Source organism: Actinomadura spongiicola (assembly GCF_003432485.1).
Taxonomy (GTDB): Bacteria; Actinomycetota; Actinomycetes; order Streptosporangiales; family Streptosporangiaceae; genus Spirillospora; species Spirillospora spongiicola.
Genome location: NZ_QVNQ01000001.1, coordinates 529,989 through 547,212 on the forward strand (window position 1 = coordinate 529,989; position 17,224 = coordinate 547,212).

At 67.0% G+C, this 17,224-nt stretch carries 24 protein-coding genes; 7 read left to right on the forward strand and 17 right to left on the reverse strand.

Translation table 11 applies throughout. The features are described 5' to 3' along the window. Nucleotides 1-117: 117 nt before the first annotated feature. A complete protein-coding gene (locus D0T12_RS02520; RefSeq protein ID WP_117397592.1) occupies nt 118-1,020 on the forward strand; it encodes a carbohydrate-binding protein in 903 nt (300 codons plus the stop codon). A 20-nt stretch (nt 1,021-1,040) separates the two neighbouring features. On the opposite strand, the gene D0T12_RS35760 is transcribed toward D0T12_RS02520, so the two are convergent. The 3 genes from D0T12_RS35760 to D0T12_RS02530 all read right to left on the reverse strand — a co-directional run bounded on the left by D0T12_RS35760 (nt 1,041) and on the right by D0T12_RS02530 (nt 2,583). Next, entirely contained in the window at nt 1,041-1,211 is a 171-nt protein-coding gene (locus tag D0T12_RS35760; RefSeq protein ID WP_199487245.1) for a hypothetical protein, read from the reverse strand. Nucleotides 1,212-1,222: 11 nt separating this feature from the next. Further along, nucleotides 1,223-1,576, reverse strand: coding sequence for a PRC-barrel domain-containing protein (locus D0T12_RS02525; RefSeq protein ID WP_117397593.1), 354 nt, complete (start codon nt 1,574-1,576; stop codon nt 1,223-1,225). 95 nt (nt 1,577-1,671) lie between these two features. Further along, a complete protein-coding gene (locus D0T12_RS02530) occupies nt 1,672-2,583 on the reverse strand; it encodes an NAD(P)-dependent oxidoreductase (protein ID WP_158581372.1) in 912 nt (303 codons plus the stop codon). A gap of 50 nt (nt 2,584-2,633) precedes the next feature. Here D0T12_RS02530 and D0T12_RS02535 point away from each other — a divergent pair, with 50 nt between their 5' ends. Next, nucleotides 2,634-3,005 carry a MerR family transcriptional regulator gene (locus D0T12_RS02535; RefSeq protein WP_117397595.1) on the forward strand — a complete coding sequence of 124 codons (372 nt, stop codon included), beginning with the start codon at nt 2,634-2,636 and terminating at the stop codon, nt 3,003-3,005. Between the two features lie 28 nt (nt 3,006-3,033). On the opposite strand, the gene D0T12_RS02540 is transcribed toward D0T12_RS02535, so the two are convergent. The 6 genes from D0T12_RS02540 to D0T12_RS02565 form a co-directional block, all read right to left on the reverse strand. Beyond that, nucleotides 3,034-3,330: a helix-turn-helix domain-containing protein gene (locus D0T12_RS02540; protein ID WP_233525811.1), complete on the reverse strand. Its 297-nt coding sequence runs from the start codon at nt 3,328-3,330 to the stop codon at nt 3,034-3,036. Between the two features lie 4 nt (nt 3,331-3,334). Continuing rightward, a complete protein-coding gene (locus D0T12_RS02545) occupies nt 3,335-3,694 on the reverse strand; it encodes a type II toxin-antitoxin system RelE/ParE family toxin (protein ID WP_117397596.1) in 360 nt (119 codons plus the stop codon). A gap of 56 nt (nt 3,695-3,750) precedes the next feature. Next, nucleotides 3,751-5,406, reverse strand: coding sequence for a DUF4153 domain-containing protein (locus tag D0T12_RS02550; protein ID WP_117397597.1), 1,656 nt, complete (start codon nt 5,404-5,406; stop codon nt 3,751-3,753). Further along, complete coding sequence (locus tag D0T12_RS02555) at nt 5,403-6,470, reverse strand: HAMP domain-containing sensor histidine kinase (RefSeq protein ID WP_233525812.1); 1,068 nt, start codon at nt 6,468-6,470, stop codon at nt 5,403-5,405. Before D0T12_RS02555 ends, D0T12_RS02550 begins: the two co-directional genes overlap by 4 nt. Then, the gene (locus D0T12_RS02560; protein WP_117397598.1) at nt 6,467-7,156 is read right to left on the reverse strand and encodes a response regulator transcription factor; all 690 of its coding nucleotides are present in this window, start codon (nt 7,154-7,156) and stop codon (nt 6,467-6,469) included. The genes D0T12_RS02555 and D0T12_RS02560 overlap by 4 nt, the downstream gene beginning before the upstream one ends. Before the next feature lie 64 nt (nt 7,157-7,220). After that, entirely contained in the window at nt 7,221-8,702 is a 1,482-nt protein-coding gene (locus tag D0T12_RS02565) for a glutamate--cysteine ligase family protein (protein ID WP_117397599.1), read from the reverse strand. Between the two features lie 158 nt (nt 8,703-8,860). On the opposite strand from D0T12_RS02565, the gene D0T12_RS02570 reads away from it, so the two are divergent. Then, complete coding sequence (locus tag D0T12_RS02570; RefSeq protein ID WP_117397600.1) at nt 8,861-10,228, forward strand: sensor histidine kinase; 1,368 nt, start codon at nt 8,861-8,863, stop codon at nt 10,226-10,228. A 46-nt stretch (nt 10,229-10,274) separates the two neighbouring features. Here the strand turns inward: D0T12_RS02570 and D0T12_RS02575 are convergent, their stop codons facing one another. From D0T12_RS02575 to D0T12_RS02580, 3 genes are all read right to left on the reverse strand, one after another. After that, nucleotides 10,275-10,823: a YceI family protein gene (locus D0T12_RS02575; protein ID WP_117397601.1), complete on the reverse strand. Its 549-nt coding sequence runs from the start codon at nt 10,821-10,823 to the stop codon at nt 10,275-10,277. Nucleotides 10,824-10,999: 176 nt separating this feature from the next. Next, complete coding sequence (locus tag D0T12_RS35205; RefSeq protein ID WP_158581373.1) at nt 11,000-11,137, reverse strand: hypothetical protein; 138 nt, start codon at nt 11,135-11,137, stop codon at nt 11,000-11,002. Further along, nucleotides 11,134-11,592, reverse strand: a complete 459-nt coding sequence (locus D0T12_RS02580) for an ATP-binding protein (RefSeq protein WP_117397602.1) — start codon at nt 11,590-11,592, stop codon at nt 11,134-11,136. Before D0T12_RS02580 ends, D0T12_RS35205 begins: the two co-directional genes overlap by 4 nt. A 182-nt stretch (nt 11,593-11,774) precedes the next feature. Between D0T12_RS02580 and D0T12_RS02585 the strand changes: the two genes are divergently transcribed. Beyond that, complete coding sequence (locus D0T12_RS02585) at nt 11,775-12,647, forward strand: helix-turn-helix domain-containing protein (protein ID WP_117397603.1); 873 nt, start codon at nt 11,775-11,777, stop codon at nt 12,645-12,647. Further along, nucleotides 12,644-12,904 carry a DUF397 domain-containing protein gene (locus tag D0T12_RS02590; protein WP_199487246.1) on the forward strand — a complete coding sequence of 87 codons (261 nt, stop codon included), beginning with the start codon at nt 12,644-12,646 and terminating at the stop codon, nt 12,902-12,904. Before D0T12_RS02585 ends, D0T12_RS02590 begins: the two co-directional genes overlap by 4 nt. 43 nt (nt 12,905-12,947) lie before the next feature. Here the strand turns inward: D0T12_RS02590 and D0T12_RS02595 are convergent, their stop codons facing one another. Continuing rightward, on the reverse strand, nt 12,948-13,676 hold the full coding sequence (locus D0T12_RS02595; protein WP_117398011.1) for a phosphotransferase: 729 nt from the start codon (nt 13,674-13,676) through the stop codon (nt 12,948-12,950). Nucleotides 13,677-13,906: 230 nt separating this feature from the next. On the opposite strand from D0T12_RS02595, the gene D0T12_RS02600 reads away from it, so the two are divergent. Then, nucleotides 13,907-14,557, forward strand: coding sequence for a DUF4360 domain-containing protein (locus D0T12_RS02600; RefSeq protein WP_117397604.1), 651 nt, complete (start codon nt 13,907-13,909; stop codon nt 14,555-14,557). 80 nt (nt 14,558-14,637) lie between these two features. On the opposite strand, the gene D0T12_RS34705 is transcribed toward D0T12_RS02600, so the two are convergent. The 3 genes from D0T12_RS34705 to D0T12_RS02610 all read right to left on the reverse strand — a co-directional run bounded on the left by D0T12_RS34705 (nt 14,638) and on the right by D0T12_RS02610 (nt 15,970). Continuing rightward, a complete protein-coding gene (locus D0T12_RS34705) occupies nt 14,638-15,147 on the reverse strand; it encodes a hypothetical protein (RefSeq protein WP_147339348.1) in 510 nt (169 codons plus the stop codon). 141 nt (nt 15,148-15,288) lie between these two features. Then, complete coding sequence (locus D0T12_RS37500; protein ID WP_456318660.1) at nt 15,289-15,498, reverse strand: NucA/NucB deoxyribonuclease domain-containing protein; 210 nt, start codon at nt 15,496-15,498, stop codon at nt 15,289-15,291. Nucleotides 15,499-15,607: 109 nt separating this feature from the next. Then, nucleotides 15,608-15,970, reverse strand: a complete 363-nt coding sequence (locus D0T12_RS02610) for a hypothetical protein (RefSeq protein ID WP_117397606.1) — start codon at nt 15,968-15,970, stop codon at nt 15,608-15,610. 109 nt (nt 15,971-16,079) lie between these two features. Here D0T12_RS02610 and D0T12_RS37290 point away from each other — a divergent pair, with 109 nt between their 5' ends. After that, nucleotides 16,080-16,508 (forward strand): DUF4360 domain-containing protein, encoded by a 429-nt coding sequence (locus D0T12_RS37290; RefSeq protein WP_117397607.1) that lies wholly within the window; start codon nt 16,080-16,082, stop codon nt 16,506-16,508. Here the strand turns inward: D0T12_RS37290 and sigE are convergent, their stop codons facing one another. Continuing rightward, a complete protein-coding gene (gene sigE, locus D0T12_RS02620) occupies nt 16,509-17,048 on the reverse strand; it encodes an RNA polymerase sigma factor SigE (protein WP_117397608.1) in 540 nt (179 codons plus the stop codon). Nucleotides 17,049-17,224: the final 176 nt, after the last annotated feature.

Here is a 17,224-nt window from a genome sequence, read left to right on the forward strand (position 1 = left end):
ATTGACTGTTGAGAGACGTTTCGGGATTCTTTGTGGACGGCATGAATGCTCCAATTCCGGACGGTCCGACCTGCATGCCGCCAGGTCCCCGCCCGCCGCGTCGCAAGGAGTCGTGTGATGAAACGTCGAAGCCTGTTCGCGTGCGCCGTTCTCATCGCCACCACATTCACCTCCGCCGGTACCGCCGCGGCGACCACCGAGGCGGGGCCCGGGACCGCCGCCTCGCCGGATCCGAACGCCCCGAAGAGCGGGATCGTCGCGGGCGCGCACGCCTTCGCGCCCGGCGCGCGGAACAGCCGGGCCGCCGACCGTTTCCGTGAACTGCGTCGCGCCCGCGTCGCACGCGACGAAATCCATGGGTACTGGGGTGTCCGACCCGCCGGCGACACGCACGACGGAATAATGGCCACGCAAAGCGTCGCCCCCAATTACCGGGTCTCCTCCTCCGAGGACTTCACCTATGCGCCCACCCTCAAGGCGGCCGGATCCTGCGTGGAGGTCACAACCGTCTATTCCCTGACGATGGGGAACGGCCTGTGGGCCTGGGACTGGTGCGGCCACGAGGGGCCCGCGAAAGAGATAAAAATCGACGACGCGTTCATCGAGACCTACACGAAACCGGTGAACGACCACCCGGCGTACAACGTCCAGCTCGTCCAGACGGACGCCGCCGCCAACGAGTGGGCGGCCTACCTCTACAACCACAAGACGGCGGCCTGGGACCTCTTCTACCGCCAGTCAGGCCGCGACCAGAGCAACGTGACCTACGGCTGGGACATCTTCGAGCTCTACACGACCAGCGACCCGAGCTCGGGAACCTCCTACTTCTGCAGCGAGGCGAAGAGCGACGTGTTCGAAAGCAGCTCCATTCGGCTCCGGCTGAAGGAGGTCTGGCGTCTGGCGAGCCCGGTCGACTCCCCCTGGGAGCCCACCGCCCAACCGAACCCGAAGGACTACGGGTGCCCGACGTTGAAGTTCGACCGCGCGGGAGCCAATGACCACTGGATCGTCCACCAGTAGCACGGCAAGCGCATGGGGCGTCAGCGCGCGGGACGCGAACCGCGCCGGCGCCCCATCCGCATTCCGCTCAGGACGAGATCGGCCAGGAACAGCACCACACCGATCACCAGCAGGTAGAACAGCCCCTCGATGAGGAAGCCCACGATTCCCAGCGCGAGCGCGACCAGCAGGATGAACAGGAACAAAGCCACGTGGAATCTCCTCAGCGACGCGCCAGCCTGCGTTCGTCCGGGGCCGCCTCGTACGGCATGTCGTAGTGGGCGAAGACCGCCTGCTCGTCCCCGGCGAGAAGTTCGCCGTCCATGCCGATCGACGGGGCGTTCTTGATCTGCCGCTTCCCGTGGGCGACGCGGACGTGCCCCGGCCCCACCGTGGCCCCGTCGAGCGGCGCGAACACCAGCCGCTGCCGGGTCGGCAGGCCGACCTTGATGGTGATGAACGACGGCCGGTCGGTCGCGGTGTCGACGTAGACGGCCTCCATCTCGCCGACCTTGCTCCCGGACGCGTCGATCACCTGGTGACCGCGCCACTCCCGAATGTCCTCGACCTTCAACATGTCACACCCAGCCGTCGAAACCTCTGTCAGCCTCACAGCTACCCAGCTCACGGAAGCCAAAGCCTCGCCCGCGTCCCCTTCCACGCGGCCCTAGGTCATCCAGGCGCCCGGAAAAGTTCGATCATGGCCGGGTAGCTCTCGCCGCCGTGCCCGGCCGCCACCGCGCGGTCGGCCATCGCCCTGATGAACTTCGGCAGCTCGGCGTTGACGCCGAGGGCCTCGCTCTCGGCGACGACGTGTTGCATCTCGGCCCGGTGCAGGTCGATGGAGACGTCGACGGGCGGGAACACTCCCTCGTCGATCTGCCGGGCGTAGCCCGCCAACCACCGGGTGGCGCTCCCGATCGCCTGTTCGGCGATCGGAGCGAAGGCCGACGCGTTCACGTTCACCGCTCCGAGCATGGCCGCGCCGTGCAGGAACCCGTTGAGAATGCCCCACATCAAGGGCATCACGGCCACCTCGTACAGCGACGAAAGCCCATGATCCTCACCGAGGTACGTCGCCTCGGCAAGGTCGCGCAGCACGGGCTCGTACGCGTCGAACGCCGCCCGCGACCCGCTGTACACGACGGCGACGTCCTTCGAGCCGACCTCGTCCGGAACGGCCATGATCGCGCCGTCGAGAAGGGCACCGCCCCGCCGCGCCGCCCGCGCGGCGAGGTCACGGGCCTGCGCCGAGGTCCCGGAGCTGAGGTTCACCACGACCTTGCCGTCGAGAACGTCGTCCAGCTGTTCCAGCAGGCCCCCGACGACCTCGTGATCGGAGACACAGATGACGACGAGGGGGCTCGCCGCCGCCGCGTCCCTCACCGACCCGGCGAGCTTCGCGCCCTGCGCGACGAGCCGCTCCGCTTTCGACGCCGTCCGGTTCCAGACGGTCGTCGCGTGCCCTTTGCGCAGAAACGCCCCGGCGAGCGCCTGCCCCATCAACCCCAGCCCCAGCACCGTCACCGGACTGCCGTCGTGCTTCCGCGCCATGCGCGCCACCTGAGAAGAATTCGTGGTCATGGCAGAATCATCAACGTTCACACCGATATGAAGGTCAAGGGGGAAACGGCGTGCTGATCGGGGAGCTGAGCCGCAGAACGGGAGTGAACGCACACCAGTTGCGCTACTACGAGGCCCAGGGCCTGCTCCGACCCCGGCGCGGCTCGAACGGCTACCGCGAGTACACCGATGACGCCGTCGTGGTCGTGACCCAGATCAGAAGACTCCTCGACGCCGGGCTCTCCACCGAGGAGATCGGCTTCCTGCTCCCCTGCGCCACCGGCACGGACCCCGACCTGAAACCGTGCCCCGAACTCCTGACCGCCCTACGCGAACGCCTCCAGAACCTGGACGACCACATCACCACACTCGTCCGCTCCCGCCAGACCCTCCAGCACTACATCACCGCCACCGAACCCCGCCCCCAAGAGCAACTCCGATAGAGAGCACACCCACGTGTGCGCCGGGAGGTTAGGCGGCGTCGATGAACTTCACCGTGAGCCTGGCTCCGAGAGCATGCGCGAGCCGCTCCAGCGTGCCGATGGTCGGTGTGGGACCCCCCGACTCAAGCCGCGACAGGGCAGGCTGAGTCATTCCGGCCCTTTTAGCCAGTTCCGCCTGGGACAGGCCGAGCGCCAGCCGTCGCTCCCTGACCGCGTTGCCGAGTTCAAAGGCCAGCCGTGCCTCCTCGCGGCCCGCTCGGACCTCTGCACTCTCGCGCCCCGCCCCGAGCACCCACCGGCTGTGCGGGCTCTGCTGCTGTGCCACCGCTTCACGCCTCCCTGAAGTAGTCGTCCTGTGCGTGGCCGTGTTCTGCTTCGCACGTCTTCCGTGCGCGTCTGGCTCGTTCTACTTGGGCGATCTCCCGGTCCTGAGTCTTGTAGAAGACCGTGAGGAGGATGATGCGGCGACCTGACGCGAGCCAGTACGTGATGCGCACCTGGCGTGGATGTAGGTGAATCCGAAGTTCTCGTAAACCGTCGCCGAGGTGCCGGGACCATGGTTCCCCAAGCGTCTCGGCTTGCTCTGCGAGAATCCCGACGAACTCTTCCACACGCCCGAATTCGCGATCGGTGAGTCTGTCCAGCCAATCGCGGACCTCAGGTTCGATCTCGACCTCATACAGTCCCATGCTTTGAACGCTATATGCATCGCATGCTATCAGGCGTGGGTTTGTAACTGTCCGGCTCAGAAGGAATAGGTGGGGTAGCAGTCTGCGGTGGGGTCTATGGGTTTGGCGGTGAGGATTCTGCGGGCTTGGGCTCGGGCGAGGTTGGCGCTCATGGACGGTTCGTCGTCGGAGAGGTCGGCGGCGAGTTCGATGAGGGCGCAGGTTCGGCGTGGTTCCGGGAGCCGGTCCAGGGCGGGTACGGCGTCGGCGGACAGGGTCCGCAGGTAGTAGACGTCGATCTTGCGGGTTTCGAGGTAGCGGGCGACGTTGTGCTCGGCGATGTAGCCGTCCGGGTTGATCGACGCCAGGGCGAGCATCATGACCGCGCCGCTGGCCGCCACCGCGCGGGGCAGCCAGGCGACGCGGCCCTTCACGACGCCCGCGGCGGCTACCAGGACGATGACGAAGCCGAGCCACAGTTCGAACGCGTGCACCCACAGGCGGAGGCGCGTCCAGCCGAACGTCTCCTCGTACAAGTATAGGCGCCGCAGGGCGACGCCGACGACGACGAGCGTGAGGGCGCACAGGAGTCCGAGGAGGGCGCGGACGGTGACGCGGTCGCGGCGGTCGGCGGACGGTGCGTACCGCATGGCGGCGGCGACGACCGCGAGGACGAGGATCGTGACGACGACGAGTTGGAAGAAGCCCTGTCGCGCGTACTCGGCGTAGGTGAGGCCGGTGGAGCGGAGCAGTTCGTTCTTGTCGTCGGCGAGGAAGACGCGGGCCTGGATGGCGCAGAACATCAGGAAGAGCAGGTCGAGCGCGGCGATCGGCACGATCCATGACCAGCGTCCGGCCGGTTTCGCCGGGTCGGGGTTGAGCATCCGCAGCGGCGGCGGCGCCTGCCCGAGGAACGCGGCCGACGCCGCCAGCAGCAGGATCACGATGCCCGTGAATCCGTACGCGACGACGGTGCTCGTTGACACTTCCGGGAGGAGACCGGAGGCGAGGGTGCCGAACGCGGCGTCCGCGCCGACGAACAGCGCGCCGAACACCGCGAGCAGGCCCACGGCGATCAGGCCCGTCCGGATGATCGGCCAAGCGGTGCCCCGTCCGGACGACATCGTCCGGTACGCGCCGCGTCCGGCCCAGGGCAGCATCAGGAAGGTCGCGGGCAGGATGGCGACGCCGCCGCCGATGACCTCCACCCAGGACCTTCCGCCGGACGCCGCGTACGAGCCCATCGCCATGGCGAGCAGAAGTGCGGGCAGGACGACCCACTCCGCGTCCCGGACCGCCGGTATCGCGGACAAGCAGAGCGCGAGCGGCACGAACGTGAGCCAGGTCCGGTTGAAGCGTGCCGTTCCGGTTTTCGCGGGACGGGTGAGACGTCCCGCCGACCAGACCGAGACCCCCGACATGTACGCGACGGCCGCCGCGCTGATGAGGACGCCGACGCCTACACGCCCGCTGCTCAGCGTGGGGCCGAGCGTGATCGCGCCGATCAAGCCCGCGATGACCGCGCCGACCGCGAGCGCCGGGGGCATCGGGAGAGCGGGATGTTTCCAACCCGCGATCGCTTTGCCCAGCTTCGTCGGCGGTGGGGCCGGAGGACCGTACGGACGGCGGGGCGGCGGGGGAGCGGAAGAAGGTGGCCGTTTCGTCGTCACCGGGGGGTCGGGCGGGACGAACTCGCCGGGTTTGTCGGGGGAGTTCTGCGGTGGGTTGGTCATCCGTGCTCTCCGGTGTTCGGGGGGATCATGACGCGGATGCGGCAGCCGCGCGCCGTGTCCAGGACGGTGATGTCGCCGCCGTGCAGCTCGGTCGCCCAGCTCGCGATGGCGAGGCCGAGGCCGGTGCCGCCGCCCGGTGTGCCGGCGGGCGGGCCGGACGCCGAGCCGCGGGTGAACCGTTCGAACACGCGGGACCGTTCCTCGGGCGGGATGCCGGGCCCCTCGTCGGCCACCTCGATGGCGATTCCGCCCGGCGCCGCCCAGGGACGCGCGGTGACGAGGACGGGCCGGCCGTCCGGGCCGTGCCGAACCGCGTTGTCCAGCAGGTTCGCGACGATCTGGTGGAGGCGGTCGCGGTCGGCGGCGGCGCGCAGGCCGGGCGTCACGTCGAACTCGAACACGGCGTCCGGGTGCCCGGCGGCGGCCTCCGCCACGACGTCGTCGACGAACGCGGCGACGTCGATGTCGGTGACGTCGAGGGCCGCCGCGCCCGCCTCGACCCGGGACAGGTCGAGGAGCTGCGTGACGAGACGTCCGAGCCGTTCGGTCTGCTCCAGCGCCGTTTCGAGGACGTCGGGCGTCGCGGGCGTGACACCGTCCGCGACGTTCTCCAGCACGGCGTGCAGCGCGCTGATCGGGGTGCGCAGCTCGTGTGACACGTTCGCGACGAACTCGCGGCGCTGCCGGTCGACCTCGGCGAGGTCGGCGGCCATCCGGTTGAACGCCTGCGCCAGCTCGCCGACCTCGTCCCGGGACGTGGCCCGCACCCGGCGGCTGTAGTCGCCGCGCGCCATCGCCCGCGCCGCCGCCGTCATCTCCCGCAGCGGCGCCGTCATCCCGTGCGCGAGAAGCTGGATCACGACCAGGGAGATGATCACACCGACCGGCAGGGTCTCCCGCGCCCGGAACCCCATCGGGTATCCCCACAGGACGATGAGGACGGCGACGCACGCGGTCACGACGACCACGACGCCGAACTTCACCTTGATGGAGCGCAGCGGGTCAAGCGGTCGGGGCAACCTTGCCCACAGCCTGTGGACGAAGCCGCGGTCGACGGCGGTCACGACGCCGTGTCCAAGCTGTACCCGACGCCGTGGACGGTCCGGATGAGCCCTTGCCCAAGCTTGCGGCGCAGCGCCTTGACGTGGCTGTCGACGACGCGCGTACCGGACGCGTCCGCCCAGTTCCACACCTGTTCGAGCAGGACGGCGCGGGTCAGAACGGTTCCGCGGTTGCGCAGCAGGCAGACGAGCAGATCGAACTCGGTCGGTGTCAGGTGCACGTCATGCCCGTCCAGCCGGACACGGCGGCCCCGCTGATCGACCTCCAGCGGCCCGACCCGCACCGCGTCGTCCTTCGGCGCGCTCGCCGGGGGCCGGTCGACGCGGCGCAGCACCGCGCGGACGCGGGCGACGAGTTCCCGCATGCTGAACGGCTTGGTCACATAGTCGTCGGCACCGACTCCGAGCCCCACGAGCAGGTCCGTCTCGTCGTCGCGGGCCGTGAGCATCAGCACCGGGACGGGACGTTCCGCCTGCACCCGACGGCAGACCTCCAACCCGTCGAATCCGGGCAGCATCACGTCCAGCACGATCAGGTGCGGCTCGAACGCGCGGGCGCGTTCGACGGCCGACGGGCCGTCACCGACGACGTCGACGGCGAACCCCTCGGCCGCCAGCCGGTCGGCCACGGCCCGCGCGATCGTCGGTTCGTCCTCGACGACGAGCAGCCGCGTCTGGTTCTCGGTCACGCAACCAGACTCTAGGAGTCGGACTTGTCCGCCTTGAGCGGAAGATGTGCAGGAGTTGTGAAGATCAGGGGCCGATCGGCCAGGTATGGACGGGGGCGTTGTCGCGCATCCGCTCCACGTAGGCGCGGGTCATCACGCGCAGGGCGTCGTGCCGCGAGACGCCGGAGGACTGCTCGATGGCCTCGACGGTACCGATCTGCCAGGCGGCCCCGGTCTGACCGGTGACGCAGCGCCGTTCGACGATACCGAGGAGACGGTCACGGCGGGACGGTTCGACGCCCCACCGGGTCAGCCCCTCGTGGGCCAGCGGCAGAAGCGTCTTCAACACAAGCTCCGACGCGGGCACTTCTCCCATCCCAGGCCAGTACAGGCTGGCTTCGAGCCCATCACGGGCCGCGCGATGCAGGTTCTCCTCCGCCGCGGAGAACGACATGCGCGTCCACACGGGACGTTCCTCTTCGGCGAGCATGCGCACGACGCCGTAGTAGAAGGCGCCGTTGGCGATGACATCGGCGACGGAAGGCCCACCCGGCAGAACACGGTTCTCCACCCGTAGGTGCGGACGCCCTTTCACGACCGCGTAGATGGGACGGTTCCAGCGGTAGATGGTCCCGTTGTGGAGGGTCAGTTCGCCCAACTCGGGGATGCCGCCCTCCTCCAGGACGGCCCGCGGGTCCTCCTCGTCGCACAGCGGCAGCAGCGCGGGGAAGTAGCGGGTGTTCTCCTCGAACAGATCGAACACGGACGTGATCCAGCGTTCGCCGAACCAGACCCGCGGCCGGACGCCCTGCGCCTTCAACTCGTCGGGACGGGTATCAGTGGACTGCTCGAACAGTGTGATCCGGGTCTCCTGCCAGAGCCGATGCCCGAACAGGTACGGGGAGTTGGCGCCCATCGCGACCTGCGCCGCCGACACGGCCTGGGCCGCGTTCCAGTAGGCGCCGAACTCGTCCGGACTCACCTGGAGGTGGAACTGGACGCTCGTACACGCGGCCTCGGGGGTGATGCTGTCGGTGTGCATCCGCAGCGCCTCGGGGCCGTCGATGGCGATCTGCATCTCCTCGCCGCGCGCCGCGAAGATCTGGTCGTTCAGCATCTTGTAGCGGGCGTTGGCGGAGAGGGTCTCCTCGCCGATGTCGGAGCGCCGCAGGGTGGGCAGGATGCCGATCATGGCGAGCCGTCCGCCCAGCTCGCGGGCGCGGGCGTCGGCATGGGCCAGATGGTCGCAGACCTCCGCCTCCAACTCGCCGGTGCTCTCGCCGCCCAGCTCCCGGGGCGGGATGTTGATCTCCAGGTTGAACTGGCCGAGCTCCGTGGCCCAGGCCGGGTCCGCGATCGCCTTGAGCACGTCCGCGTTGCGCATCAGCGGGTCACCGAGTGAGTCGATCAGGTTGAGTTCGATCTCCAGCCCGATATGGGGGTGCTGGAAGTCGAACTGGGATTCGCCCAGCATGCGGGCCAGCACGTCGAGGCACGCGCGAACCTTGTCGCGGTACCGCCGCCGATCCTCGCCGCTGATGGTGGCCGGGGCCACGTCCCTGCCCATGTGTCCGTCCCTGGTGATTCGGAGGAACCGTCATAAACGGGATCTCCCGGTGCGCGGAGGTGAAAACCAGGCCTGTCGATTACGGCGCCCCTTTCGTAACCGGCAGGTAGCGTGTTGCTTCGTCTGGAATCCCGCCTATCCCCCCGGCGGAGGGCTTCATGCGCATGCGCCCCCGGTCCATCCGGGCCAGGGACACGATCATCGCCGCGGTGATCGCCGCCCTCGTCCTCGGCATCACGGCCGTCGGTGTCGACGTCACCGTCCGCACGGTCGTCAAGGCCGATCTCATGCAGAACACGCAGGTCCCGGGCAGGAGGATCAGCGCGGCCGTCCGCGACGGATCATTGGAGGGGCAGATCCCGGACGGCACCCGCGGGCGGGTCCTGGTTCAGGTCGTCGAGCCGGGTGGACGTGTGACAAACGCCACCCCGGCCGCCGCGAGTCTGCCGCCGGTGAGCAGACTCTGGCCGTCGAGCAATGTGCGCATCCGCGACTACACAGAGTGCCGTGGTGCGTGGCCGATACGTGAGTGTTCCGTCATCGAGGCCATTCGTGTCACCACCGCGCCCGAGTCCGTCGTCGTGTACTCGGCGGAGCGGCTCCCGTCCTACCTGGTGAACGGGCTGCTGGAGATGATCCTGGCGCTGGCCGTCCTGCTACTCACCTGTCTCGTCGCGTGGATCACCTGGCGCGTCGTCGGCCGGACCCTCGGCCCGGTCGAGGCGATCCGCGTCCAACTCGCCGTGATCAGTGCCACGGACCTGAGCCGCCGCGTCCCCGAACCGCTGCGCGAGGACGAGATAGGCCAGCTCGCCCGCACCGCCAACGCCACCCTCGACCGGCTCGAACGCGCCGTCGCGCGACAGCGGCAGTTCGCCTCCGACGCGTCCCATGAGCTGCGCACGCCCATCACGGCACTGCGCGCCAACCTGGAGGACGCCTCGATGCACCCGGAGGACAACGACCTCCACGCCGTCGTCGAGTCGGCGCTGCGCGACACCGACCGGCTGGAGGCGATCATCACCGACCTGCTGCTGCTCGCCCGCATCGGCACCGGCGGGATGCTCGCCCTGGAGCCGATCGACCTGTCCGAGCTGGCCTCCACCGAGATCCGCCGACGCTCCTTCAACCGGAAGATCAATACACAGCTCTACCGGCATGTGATGGTGCGCGGCGTCCGCGTGCAGCTCGCCCGGCTCCTCGGCAACCTCCTGGACAACGCCGAACGCTACGCCGACTCGACCATCACGCTGGAGGTGACCCGCAAGAACGGGCACGCGGTCCTCACCGTCACCGACGACGGCGTCGGCATCGCCCCCGCCGACCGCGAACGCGTCTTCGAACGCTTCACCCGCCTCGACACCGCCCGCAGCCGCCACGCGGGCGGCACCGGCCTCGGCCTCGCGATCGCCCGCGAGGTCGCCCAGGCGCACGGCGGAACGCTCCGCGTCGAGGACCACCCGCACGGTGCCCGCTTCGCGCTCCGCCTCCCCCTGATCACCACCCTGGAACGCCTGCCACGTTGACATGCGGCGTGCCGCCCCTCCCGACACGCCGCAGGTCAACAAGGATTCAGGCGCGGACGGCCTGGACCTCCAGCAGCAGGTCGACCTTGTCGCCGAGCAGGGCCTTGTCGCCCTTCAGCGGCACGTTGAACTCGATGCCCCAGTCCTTGCGGTTGATCGTGGTGGAGGCGGAGAACCCGGCGCGCGTCCCGCCCCAGGGGTCCTCGGCGACGCCGTTGAACTCGACCTCCAGGCTGACCGGACGGGTCACGCCCTTGATCGTCAGGTCGCCGTCCAGGTAGTACTCGCCGTCCTCGGCGCGCACGCCCGTGGTCACGAACGTCATGGTCGGGTGGTTCTCCACGTCGAGGACGTCGGCGGTGCGCACGTGCGCGTCCCGGTCGGCGTTACGGGTGTCCAGCGAAGCGACCTTGATCTCCGCCGTGGCGGTGGACTCGGCGAGCTCCTCCGCGATCTGCACGGACCCGCTGAACTCGGTGAACGTGCCCCGCACCTTGGTCATCAGGTGCCGGATGACGAAGGTGACCTCGGAGTGCGCGGGGTCGATGTTCCAGGTACCGGCGGTCAGTCCGGGCGCGACGGCGGTGATGCTCATGCTGGCTCCTATGCTTGAAACTTCAACGACATCTCGAAGATTAGTTGAGGGTTCAAGAACATGTCAAACCCGGATCGCTGACTCTCCGACCCGAAGCCCGTACGCGACACCCACGCCCTCAAGGTAGACGCAAACCACCCATCCCAGACTCCGCCGCCGCAAGGCCAGATTCGGCCTCAACCACCCCACGCGAGAAGCAGCAAGCCAAGCAGCACCAACCCCAGGCCGACCCCCACGATCACGCCGTGCACGATGCCCCGGGCATACCGGTCGGACGGCCCCCGATGCCGCGCGGGTGCCCGGTAGCCGTTCACGTGAACCTCACCTTGAACCAGACCTTGACCGCGTCGTCGGGCAGAGCCGTGATGCCCCACTGCTCGCAGAACGCCTCGACGAGTTCCAGCCCACGCCCACATTCGGCGTCCGGCGCGGGCGACTGCTTGCGCGGCCACACACCGTCCGCCCGCCGGTCATTGTGCACAGCGACTTCCGCCCACTCGCCGTCCAGCAGGTAGGTCACCCGCACAAAACGCCCCGTCCCATAGAGGATCGCGTTCGTGAGGATCTCCGACAGCGCCTGAACGGCATCGTCGGTGACCGAGTGCCCGACCCCGAACTCCTGCCGGAGAACGTCCCGCAGCCACTGCCGCCCGACCGACACGTTCCCCATCTCGGTCTCCAACCGAAGAGACCCCTTCACCAGCCGCCGCTGGCCGTCCAGGCCCTCCCGAGTCATGAGCCGCCTGCCCACCCGTCCGACGATGCCCATCAGGCCGTCCCCTCGTCCAGCGCGGACGTATCCCGTCGAATCCCCAGAAGACCCGAACACGCCGCGTTATGAGTCGCTACGCTCCGAGTGTTGGTGACCATCCGTGAGATGGCAACCGCTTTGCGTGACCTAGTTCAGAAAATCTGCGGTCATCCGATGGATGAACTTCCCGGGAGGTAACGATGGCGACAAGACGGACGAGCCCCACGGTGCGCCGCCGACGTCTGGCCGCGATCATGCGCCAGCTCCGCAAGGACGCGAAGAAGACCCGCGAAGAGGCGGCGACGTTCGCCGGAATCAGCCCGGTCACGATCAGCCGCATCGAAGCCGCCGCCCACAACCCCAAGCCCGGCGACATCGCCATGCTGTGCCGCTTCTACTCCCTCAGCGACCGCGAGACCGACGAACTGGTCACCCTGGCCCGCCAATGCCGCATCAAGGGCTGGTGGCAGAAGTACGACCTCCCGGAATTCGTCAGCGCCTACACCGGGCTGGAGGAAGAGGCCAGTACCCTTCAGGACTACAGCCTGGATGTGATTCCCGGCCCACTCCAGACGGACGCCTATGTCAGGGCACTACACGCGGCAGACTTGCGGGCTTACTCTGAAGAGGAAATCGATCGAACGGTCGCCGTTCGCATGAAGCGGCAGGAACGCTTCGTTGGGGATGAGCCGTTGAAAAGTTGGTTCGTCCTCAACGAGGATGCGATCCGGCGACGGGTCGGAGGCTCAGCTGTGATGCGCGATCAACTTGAACACCTGGTGGCCATATCTCAGCGCGACAGTGTGGATCTCCAGGTCCTGCCCTTCGCGGCGGGGGCCCATCCGGCTATCGCCACTGGTGGTTTCAGCATCCTCGGCTTCCCCGAACCAGTTGACCCGGACGTTGTCTACCTTGAGCTTCGCCCAATCGGACTGTACCTCGAGCAGGCAGACGAGATCGCAACATACTCTGCGGTGTTCGATCAACTACGCGCTCGCGCTCTTGGCCCCGAAGAGTCGCGCTCGCTGATCAAGGAAGCAGCTAGAACCCACGGTGAAGAGGTAGCTAAATGAGAGTGATCCACGAACTCACGTGGCGCAAGAGCAGTCGCAGTGGGAACAACGGAGCGTGCGTCGAGGTGGCGTCCTGGAGGATCAGCAGTCATAGCGGTGATGGCGGAGTTGATTGTGTTGAGGTTGGGGGGTGTGAGTGCTGTGGGACGGCTGTGCGGGACAGCAAGGACCCTGATGGGCCGAAGTTGGCGTTCAGCGTCGCGTCCTGGCGGGCCTTCCACGCTGACGTCCTGGCTGGACGATACGACCTGACGTAGTTGCCCCGGAATTTGAGTGCGTCGCCCTGGGGGAGCGGCGGGCTTACAGGCGTGAGGTCAGTACGGCGATCTCGGGGGATGGGTCGAAGCCGTGGTCGATCAGCCAGGGGATGGCTCGCAGGCATCGCAGTGACCACCAGGCGTGGATCACGTCGAGATCCACGTCGGTGCCGTAGCCCGCGATGACGTCGTTGAGGCGCTCCGGATGTCCGAGGGTCAGGGTGGCGAGGTCGAAGAGGGCGTCGCCCTGGCTTGCTTCGGTCCAATCGATGACGCCGGTGATCTTGTCGCCGTGGACGAACACGTGGGCGACCTGGAGATCGCCGTGAATGAATACGGGTGTCCAGGGGCGGAGGGCGGCCTTGGCGATCCGGCGGCTACGGGTGACCACTTTGGTGGGGAGGACGCCGTTGGTGAGGAGCCACTCGCATTGGTCGTCGAGCTCCGAGGCGATCTCGTTGTGGCTTCGTCCCGGCCAGGGGGGCAGTGGCGCTTCGTGGAGCATCCGTGCGGCGGCGCCCGCGGCGGCCCATGCCGCCGGTGACGCGTTCGATGGCTTGCCGAGGCGGGCGAGTGCCGTTCCTGGGAGGGCGGCGAGCGCGAGCACGGGCGGGTTCCGCCACAGGATTCCAGGAGTCGGAATCGGCGCCAGGGCCATCGCCTCGACCTCGAGGCCGGTGCGCGCCTGATCGGCGTCGATCTTCAGGAACACGTCACCAACGCGTAGGGTCGCGCACTCCTGGTGGGCGACGACGACCTCGACCTCCTCCACGTTCGCCATTATTGCGGCGGTGATCGCCGATGTCGCCAGGTTTATTGTGTGCGGCTGCGCGGCTGAGGCGGAGGTTTTGGCGATGGCAAGGCTGTTGAAAACTGACGATTGACGGTGTCGGAGGTGCGAGATACCGTCCGACCAGTTCTCAGTTTCCGTCCAATGTTGGGCGTTCGAGCGGTTTGGAAGACGCCGCTATGGTCGGTCGTTGCCGGTGAAATGGGGATCGCATGCGTAAGGGGCTTGCCATTTCCGCCGTGGTCGTTGCGGGGCTGGCCGTGACAGTGACCTCGGCCGCACCGGCGGCGGCCGGTTCTCGGCCCGTCCGGGAACCGGACGGGGTCACCGTCGAGATCGTTGGCTACTACGGCTCCGGGTGCCCGACCGGCACCGTCTGGGCGGCCATCCTGTCGGACAACAAGCGATTGAGCGTCCACTACGAGGGCCCCTTGGCGCAGACGGGCGGTTCGTCGCATCCCCTGGACCGACGCAAGACCTGCAAGGTCGTCCTGAAACTCATCGTGCCAAAGGGCTTCACCTACGCCATCTCGTCATCGTCCAACGCTGGTGACGCCTTCATGGAGGAAGGCGCGTACGCCACGGTGAAGCTCGGCCACTTCTTCCAGGAGTCCACGCCGTCAGAGGTCACGCATACCATCTACGGCCCCTTCGGCGACAGGTGGCGGTTTGCGGACCGCCCGCCGTCGGACTCGATTATCTGGAAGCCGTGCAACGTGGACTGGAACCTCAACTTCACCAGTGACCTTCAGGCTTACCAAGGAAGCTCGGAGCCATCGAAGATCAGTTACATCTCCATGGAGACCGAGGACGCCTCTTCCCACCACCACCTCTACGACCTTGCCTGGAAGACCTGCCCCTAGTCCGACCGTCCGGCCCCTCAGAGCTGGTGGCCCTGGACAAACTCGATACGCAACCCCCTAGCCCGCCAAAGGCGGGACTATCAGGTGGCGGGCCACAAGCGCACAATGTACGTTTCCCGCCCTTGCAGCAGAGCCCAGTCCGCCTGAAACTGTGCATCCTCGAAATCTGTCGAACCGGATTCGGCCGCGCGGTAAAGCTCGGCTGCGTCCATCCCATGGCCGGTGACACGGACGTGGTAAGTACCTGGGGCAGGGAGTTCGAACCTGTTGACGCTTGCCTCGCCATCGCTGACGGTGATGACACCTGAGGGTGTCGTAAGTTCGCAGGTTTCGGGGCCGATCTCAGCGTGGTCGTCAGCGATCACTGGTTCGCCGCTCCAGCTTTCCACCCGTACACGGATTCTCAGGTTGTCCTCCCCTCTGGTGAAGATCACCAGCTTGGACCCTTGACAGGCAACGAAGCCGTGTAAAGGTGTGGCCGGTATCGAGTCCGACGGCGGCTCCTGCGCATCGACCGTTATGGTTCCGTACCAGGGGCTGACCAGCCAGTCCCAAGAAGCATGGAAGTGAAAGTTCTGTTGCGCAGGCATTCAACCATCCATTGATTAGATGAAGGGGGCGAGCCCGGCTTGTGTCCCGACTCGCCCCCCGGGCCGTCACTTGAGCGTGTCACTTCACCTTGATGTCAAACTTGTCCTTATCGGTGATCCGATCCCAGTGATACCACAGCTTCAAGGCGATGCCTCCGGCGTTGTTGTGGTCACGGTGGACTGGGCGGGCGGAGAACATGTCCTGAACTGCGCCCCGTCCCAGTTGAACTTGCCAGCCCCGTCGTAGGTTGAGGCGAAGGGAAACTCGTCGCACTCCTGGAGCGGCTTGCCGTCAGGGCCTTTGAGGTCGTCCCATCCGGGGAAGTTCTCGTTGCACGCCTTATCAAGCAAACCACCGCCGCACAGCGGCGGCGTTTTGTCAGAAACGGCCTAGTGGTCCGCGACCGTGGAACGGGGTGTCGGTGGACGGGTCGGATTAGAACCATGCCCAGGCCGACGCCTATTGCTCCTGGGCAATCCATGTGTCGCGGGCCCATTCGATCGTGAACAGGTACTCCTCGCGGTCGAACGTCAGCTCTGTCGACGGTAGATGACGGTTCCAGTTGTCGCCGATCAGGCGCCAGTGGACGCGGGCTCCCTGCCGACAGACCGCTACCCCGGCGCCACAGCAGTCGTGGGCACAGCCGTCGATCGGATCACCGAGGGGCAGGTATTGCTGGTTCTCACCGTTATGGAACAGGGCGCTGTCGGGGGCGAAGAACGTTTCCGGGTGTACACCGATGACGTGGCTGATTCCGTCGTGATACGAGTTCAGCAGCGGTATGTCGTTGATCTCGACCAGGACGTGAACACCGCGCAACACAGGAGGCCTGGAACGGAAGACGCGCAGCGCTAGCCGGTCCTGGGCCGCCGGATTCCGGTCGGGTCGGCTGCATCGTTTGGCTCTGAGATCTCGTGGGCGCCTACGCGGCATGGCCCTTTCGTGTCGTCATGGCGTCAATCATGCTGCTGGCAGGCGTGTCGCCGCAACTCACTATGTCTCGATAGTCCCGGAGGGCTTCACCTACGGCATCGTGTCCTCGTCCCACCGCGGATATGCTCGGATACAAGGGCGTTCGAAGGCCACCATAGGTATTGAGTATTACTTCTTCCCTTGTGGCGCTTACTTCTGGCATCCCGTGAACAAACCTTTCGACGGCTTCTGGGAGTACACCGGTGGGTGGCCGCATATGGAGATCGCCTGGAAGCCGTGCAACGAGGATGGGTATTTGAGCACTCGCACTGAACTCCAGATTGAGCAGCGCTACTCGGATCGGTTTAAGCTCAGCAGCATCTCCATAGGAGACGAAACCGGCCTGCCTCACCACGACGTCCAACTCGCCTGGAAGACCTGCCCTTAGTCATTGGTGGCAGGTGGTGGGGACTTCGGTGGGGCGGCGGTGCTCCAGGGCGTCGCGTAGTTGGGCGCGGCCTCGGTGGATGCGGGAGCGGACGGTGCCGAGTTTGACGTTCAGGGACGCGGCGATCTCCTCGTAGCTGAGGCCCTCGATGTCGCACAGGACGACGGCGGCCCGGTACTCGGGGGCGAGGCCGTCCAGGGCGCGTTGGATGTCGGCGTCCAGGAGGCGGTCGTCGTAGGCCTGGGCGGGGGACGGTTCGCGGCCCTGGAGGCGTTCGGCGGCGTCGTCGGCGAGGGCGTCGAAGCGGATGCGCTGCTTGCGGCGGGCGCGGTCGAGGAACAGGTTCGTGGTGATGCGGTGGAGCCAGCCCTCGAACGTGCCGGGGCTGTAGGACGACAGCGAACGGAAGACCCGGATGAAGACGTCCTGGGTCAGATCTTCGGCGTCGTGCCGGTTGCCGGTCAGCCGGAACGCCAGCCGGAACACCCGTGTGGAGTGCTCGGTGACGATCTCCTCCCAGGTCGGCGGGGTCCACGCCATAGCGCCTGCGCTCACCACTACCCCCGTCTGATACTGAATCGTTACTGCCAAGCATGCCGGTACCCGGATAAGAGCCGTGTAAGGACGGCGGGCGTGGCCGGTTGAGGTGTGCGCGTCGTTCACGAAGTTGCTACAGATAGTTATGACTTGTGTGCGGAGTGTGGCCTATACCACGC

What these genes read in the sequence shown, in the direction of transcription:
- D0T12_RS02520 (WP_117397592.1), top strand. Translation starts at nt 118, where the DNA reads ATGAAACGTCGAAGCCTGTTCGCGTGCGCCGTTCTCATCGCCACCACA.
- D0T12_RS02525 (WP_117397593.1), bottom strand. Translation starts at nt 1,576, where the DNA reads ATGTTGAAGGTCGAGGACATTCGGGAGTGGCGCGGTCACCAGGTGATC.
- D0T12_RS02530 (WP_158581372.1), bottom strand. Translation starts at nt 2,583, where the DNA reads ATGACCACGAATTCTTCTCAGGTGGCGCGCATGGCGCGGAAGCACGAC.
- D0T12_RS02545 (WP_117397596.1), bottom strand. Translation starts at nt 3,694, where the DNA reads ATGGGACTGTATGAGGTCGAGATCGAACCTGAGGTCCGCGATTGGCTG.
- D0T12_RS02550 (WP_117397597.1), bottom strand. Translation starts at nt 5,406, where the DNA reads ATGACCAACCCACCGCAGAACTCCCCCGACAAACCCGGCGAGTTCGTC.
- D0T12_RS02565 (WP_117397599.1), bottom strand. Translation starts at nt 8,702, where the DNA reads ATGGGCAGGGACGTGGCCCCGGCCACCATCAGCGGCGAGGATCGGCGG.
- D0T12_RS02570 (WP_117397600.1), top strand. Translation starts at nt 8,861, where the DNA reads ATGCGCATGCGCCCCCGGTCCATCCGGGCCAGGGACACGATCATCGCC.
- D0T12_RS02575 (WP_117397601.1), bottom strand. Translation starts at nt 10,823, where the DNA reads ATGAGCATCACCGCCGTCGCGCCCGGACTGACCGCCGGTACCTGGAAC.
- D0T12_RS02580 (WP_117397602.1), bottom strand. Translation starts at nt 11,592, where the DNA reads ATGGGCATCGTCGGACGGGTGGGCAGGCGGCTCATGACTCGGGAGGGC.
- D0T12_RS02585 (WP_117397603.1), top strand. Translation starts at nt 11,775, where the DNA reads ATGGCGACAAGACGGACGAGCCCCACGGTGCGCCGCCGACGTCTGGCC.
- D0T12_RS02590 (WP_199487246.1), top strand. Translation starts at nt 12,644, where the DNA reads ATGAGAGTGATCCACGAACTCACGTGGCGCAAGAGCAGTCGCAGTGGG.
- D0T12_RS02600 (WP_117397604.1), top strand. Translation starts at nt 13,907, where the DNA reads ATGCGTAAGGGGCTTGCCATTTCCGCCGTGGTCGTTGCGGGGCTGGCC.
- D0T12_RS34705 (WP_147339348.1), bottom strand. Translation starts at nt 15,147, where the DNA reads ATGCCTGCGCAACAGAACTTTCACTTCCATGCTTCTTGGGACTGGCTG.
- D0T12_RS37290 (WP_117397607.1), top strand. Translation starts at nt 16,080, where the DNA reads ATGGCCCTTTCGTGTCGTCATGGCGTCAATCATGCTGCTGGCAGGCGT.
- sigE (WP_117397608.1), bottom strand. Translation starts at nt 17,048, where the DNA reads ATGGCGTGGACCCCGCCGACCTGGGAGGAGATCGTCACCGAGCACTCC.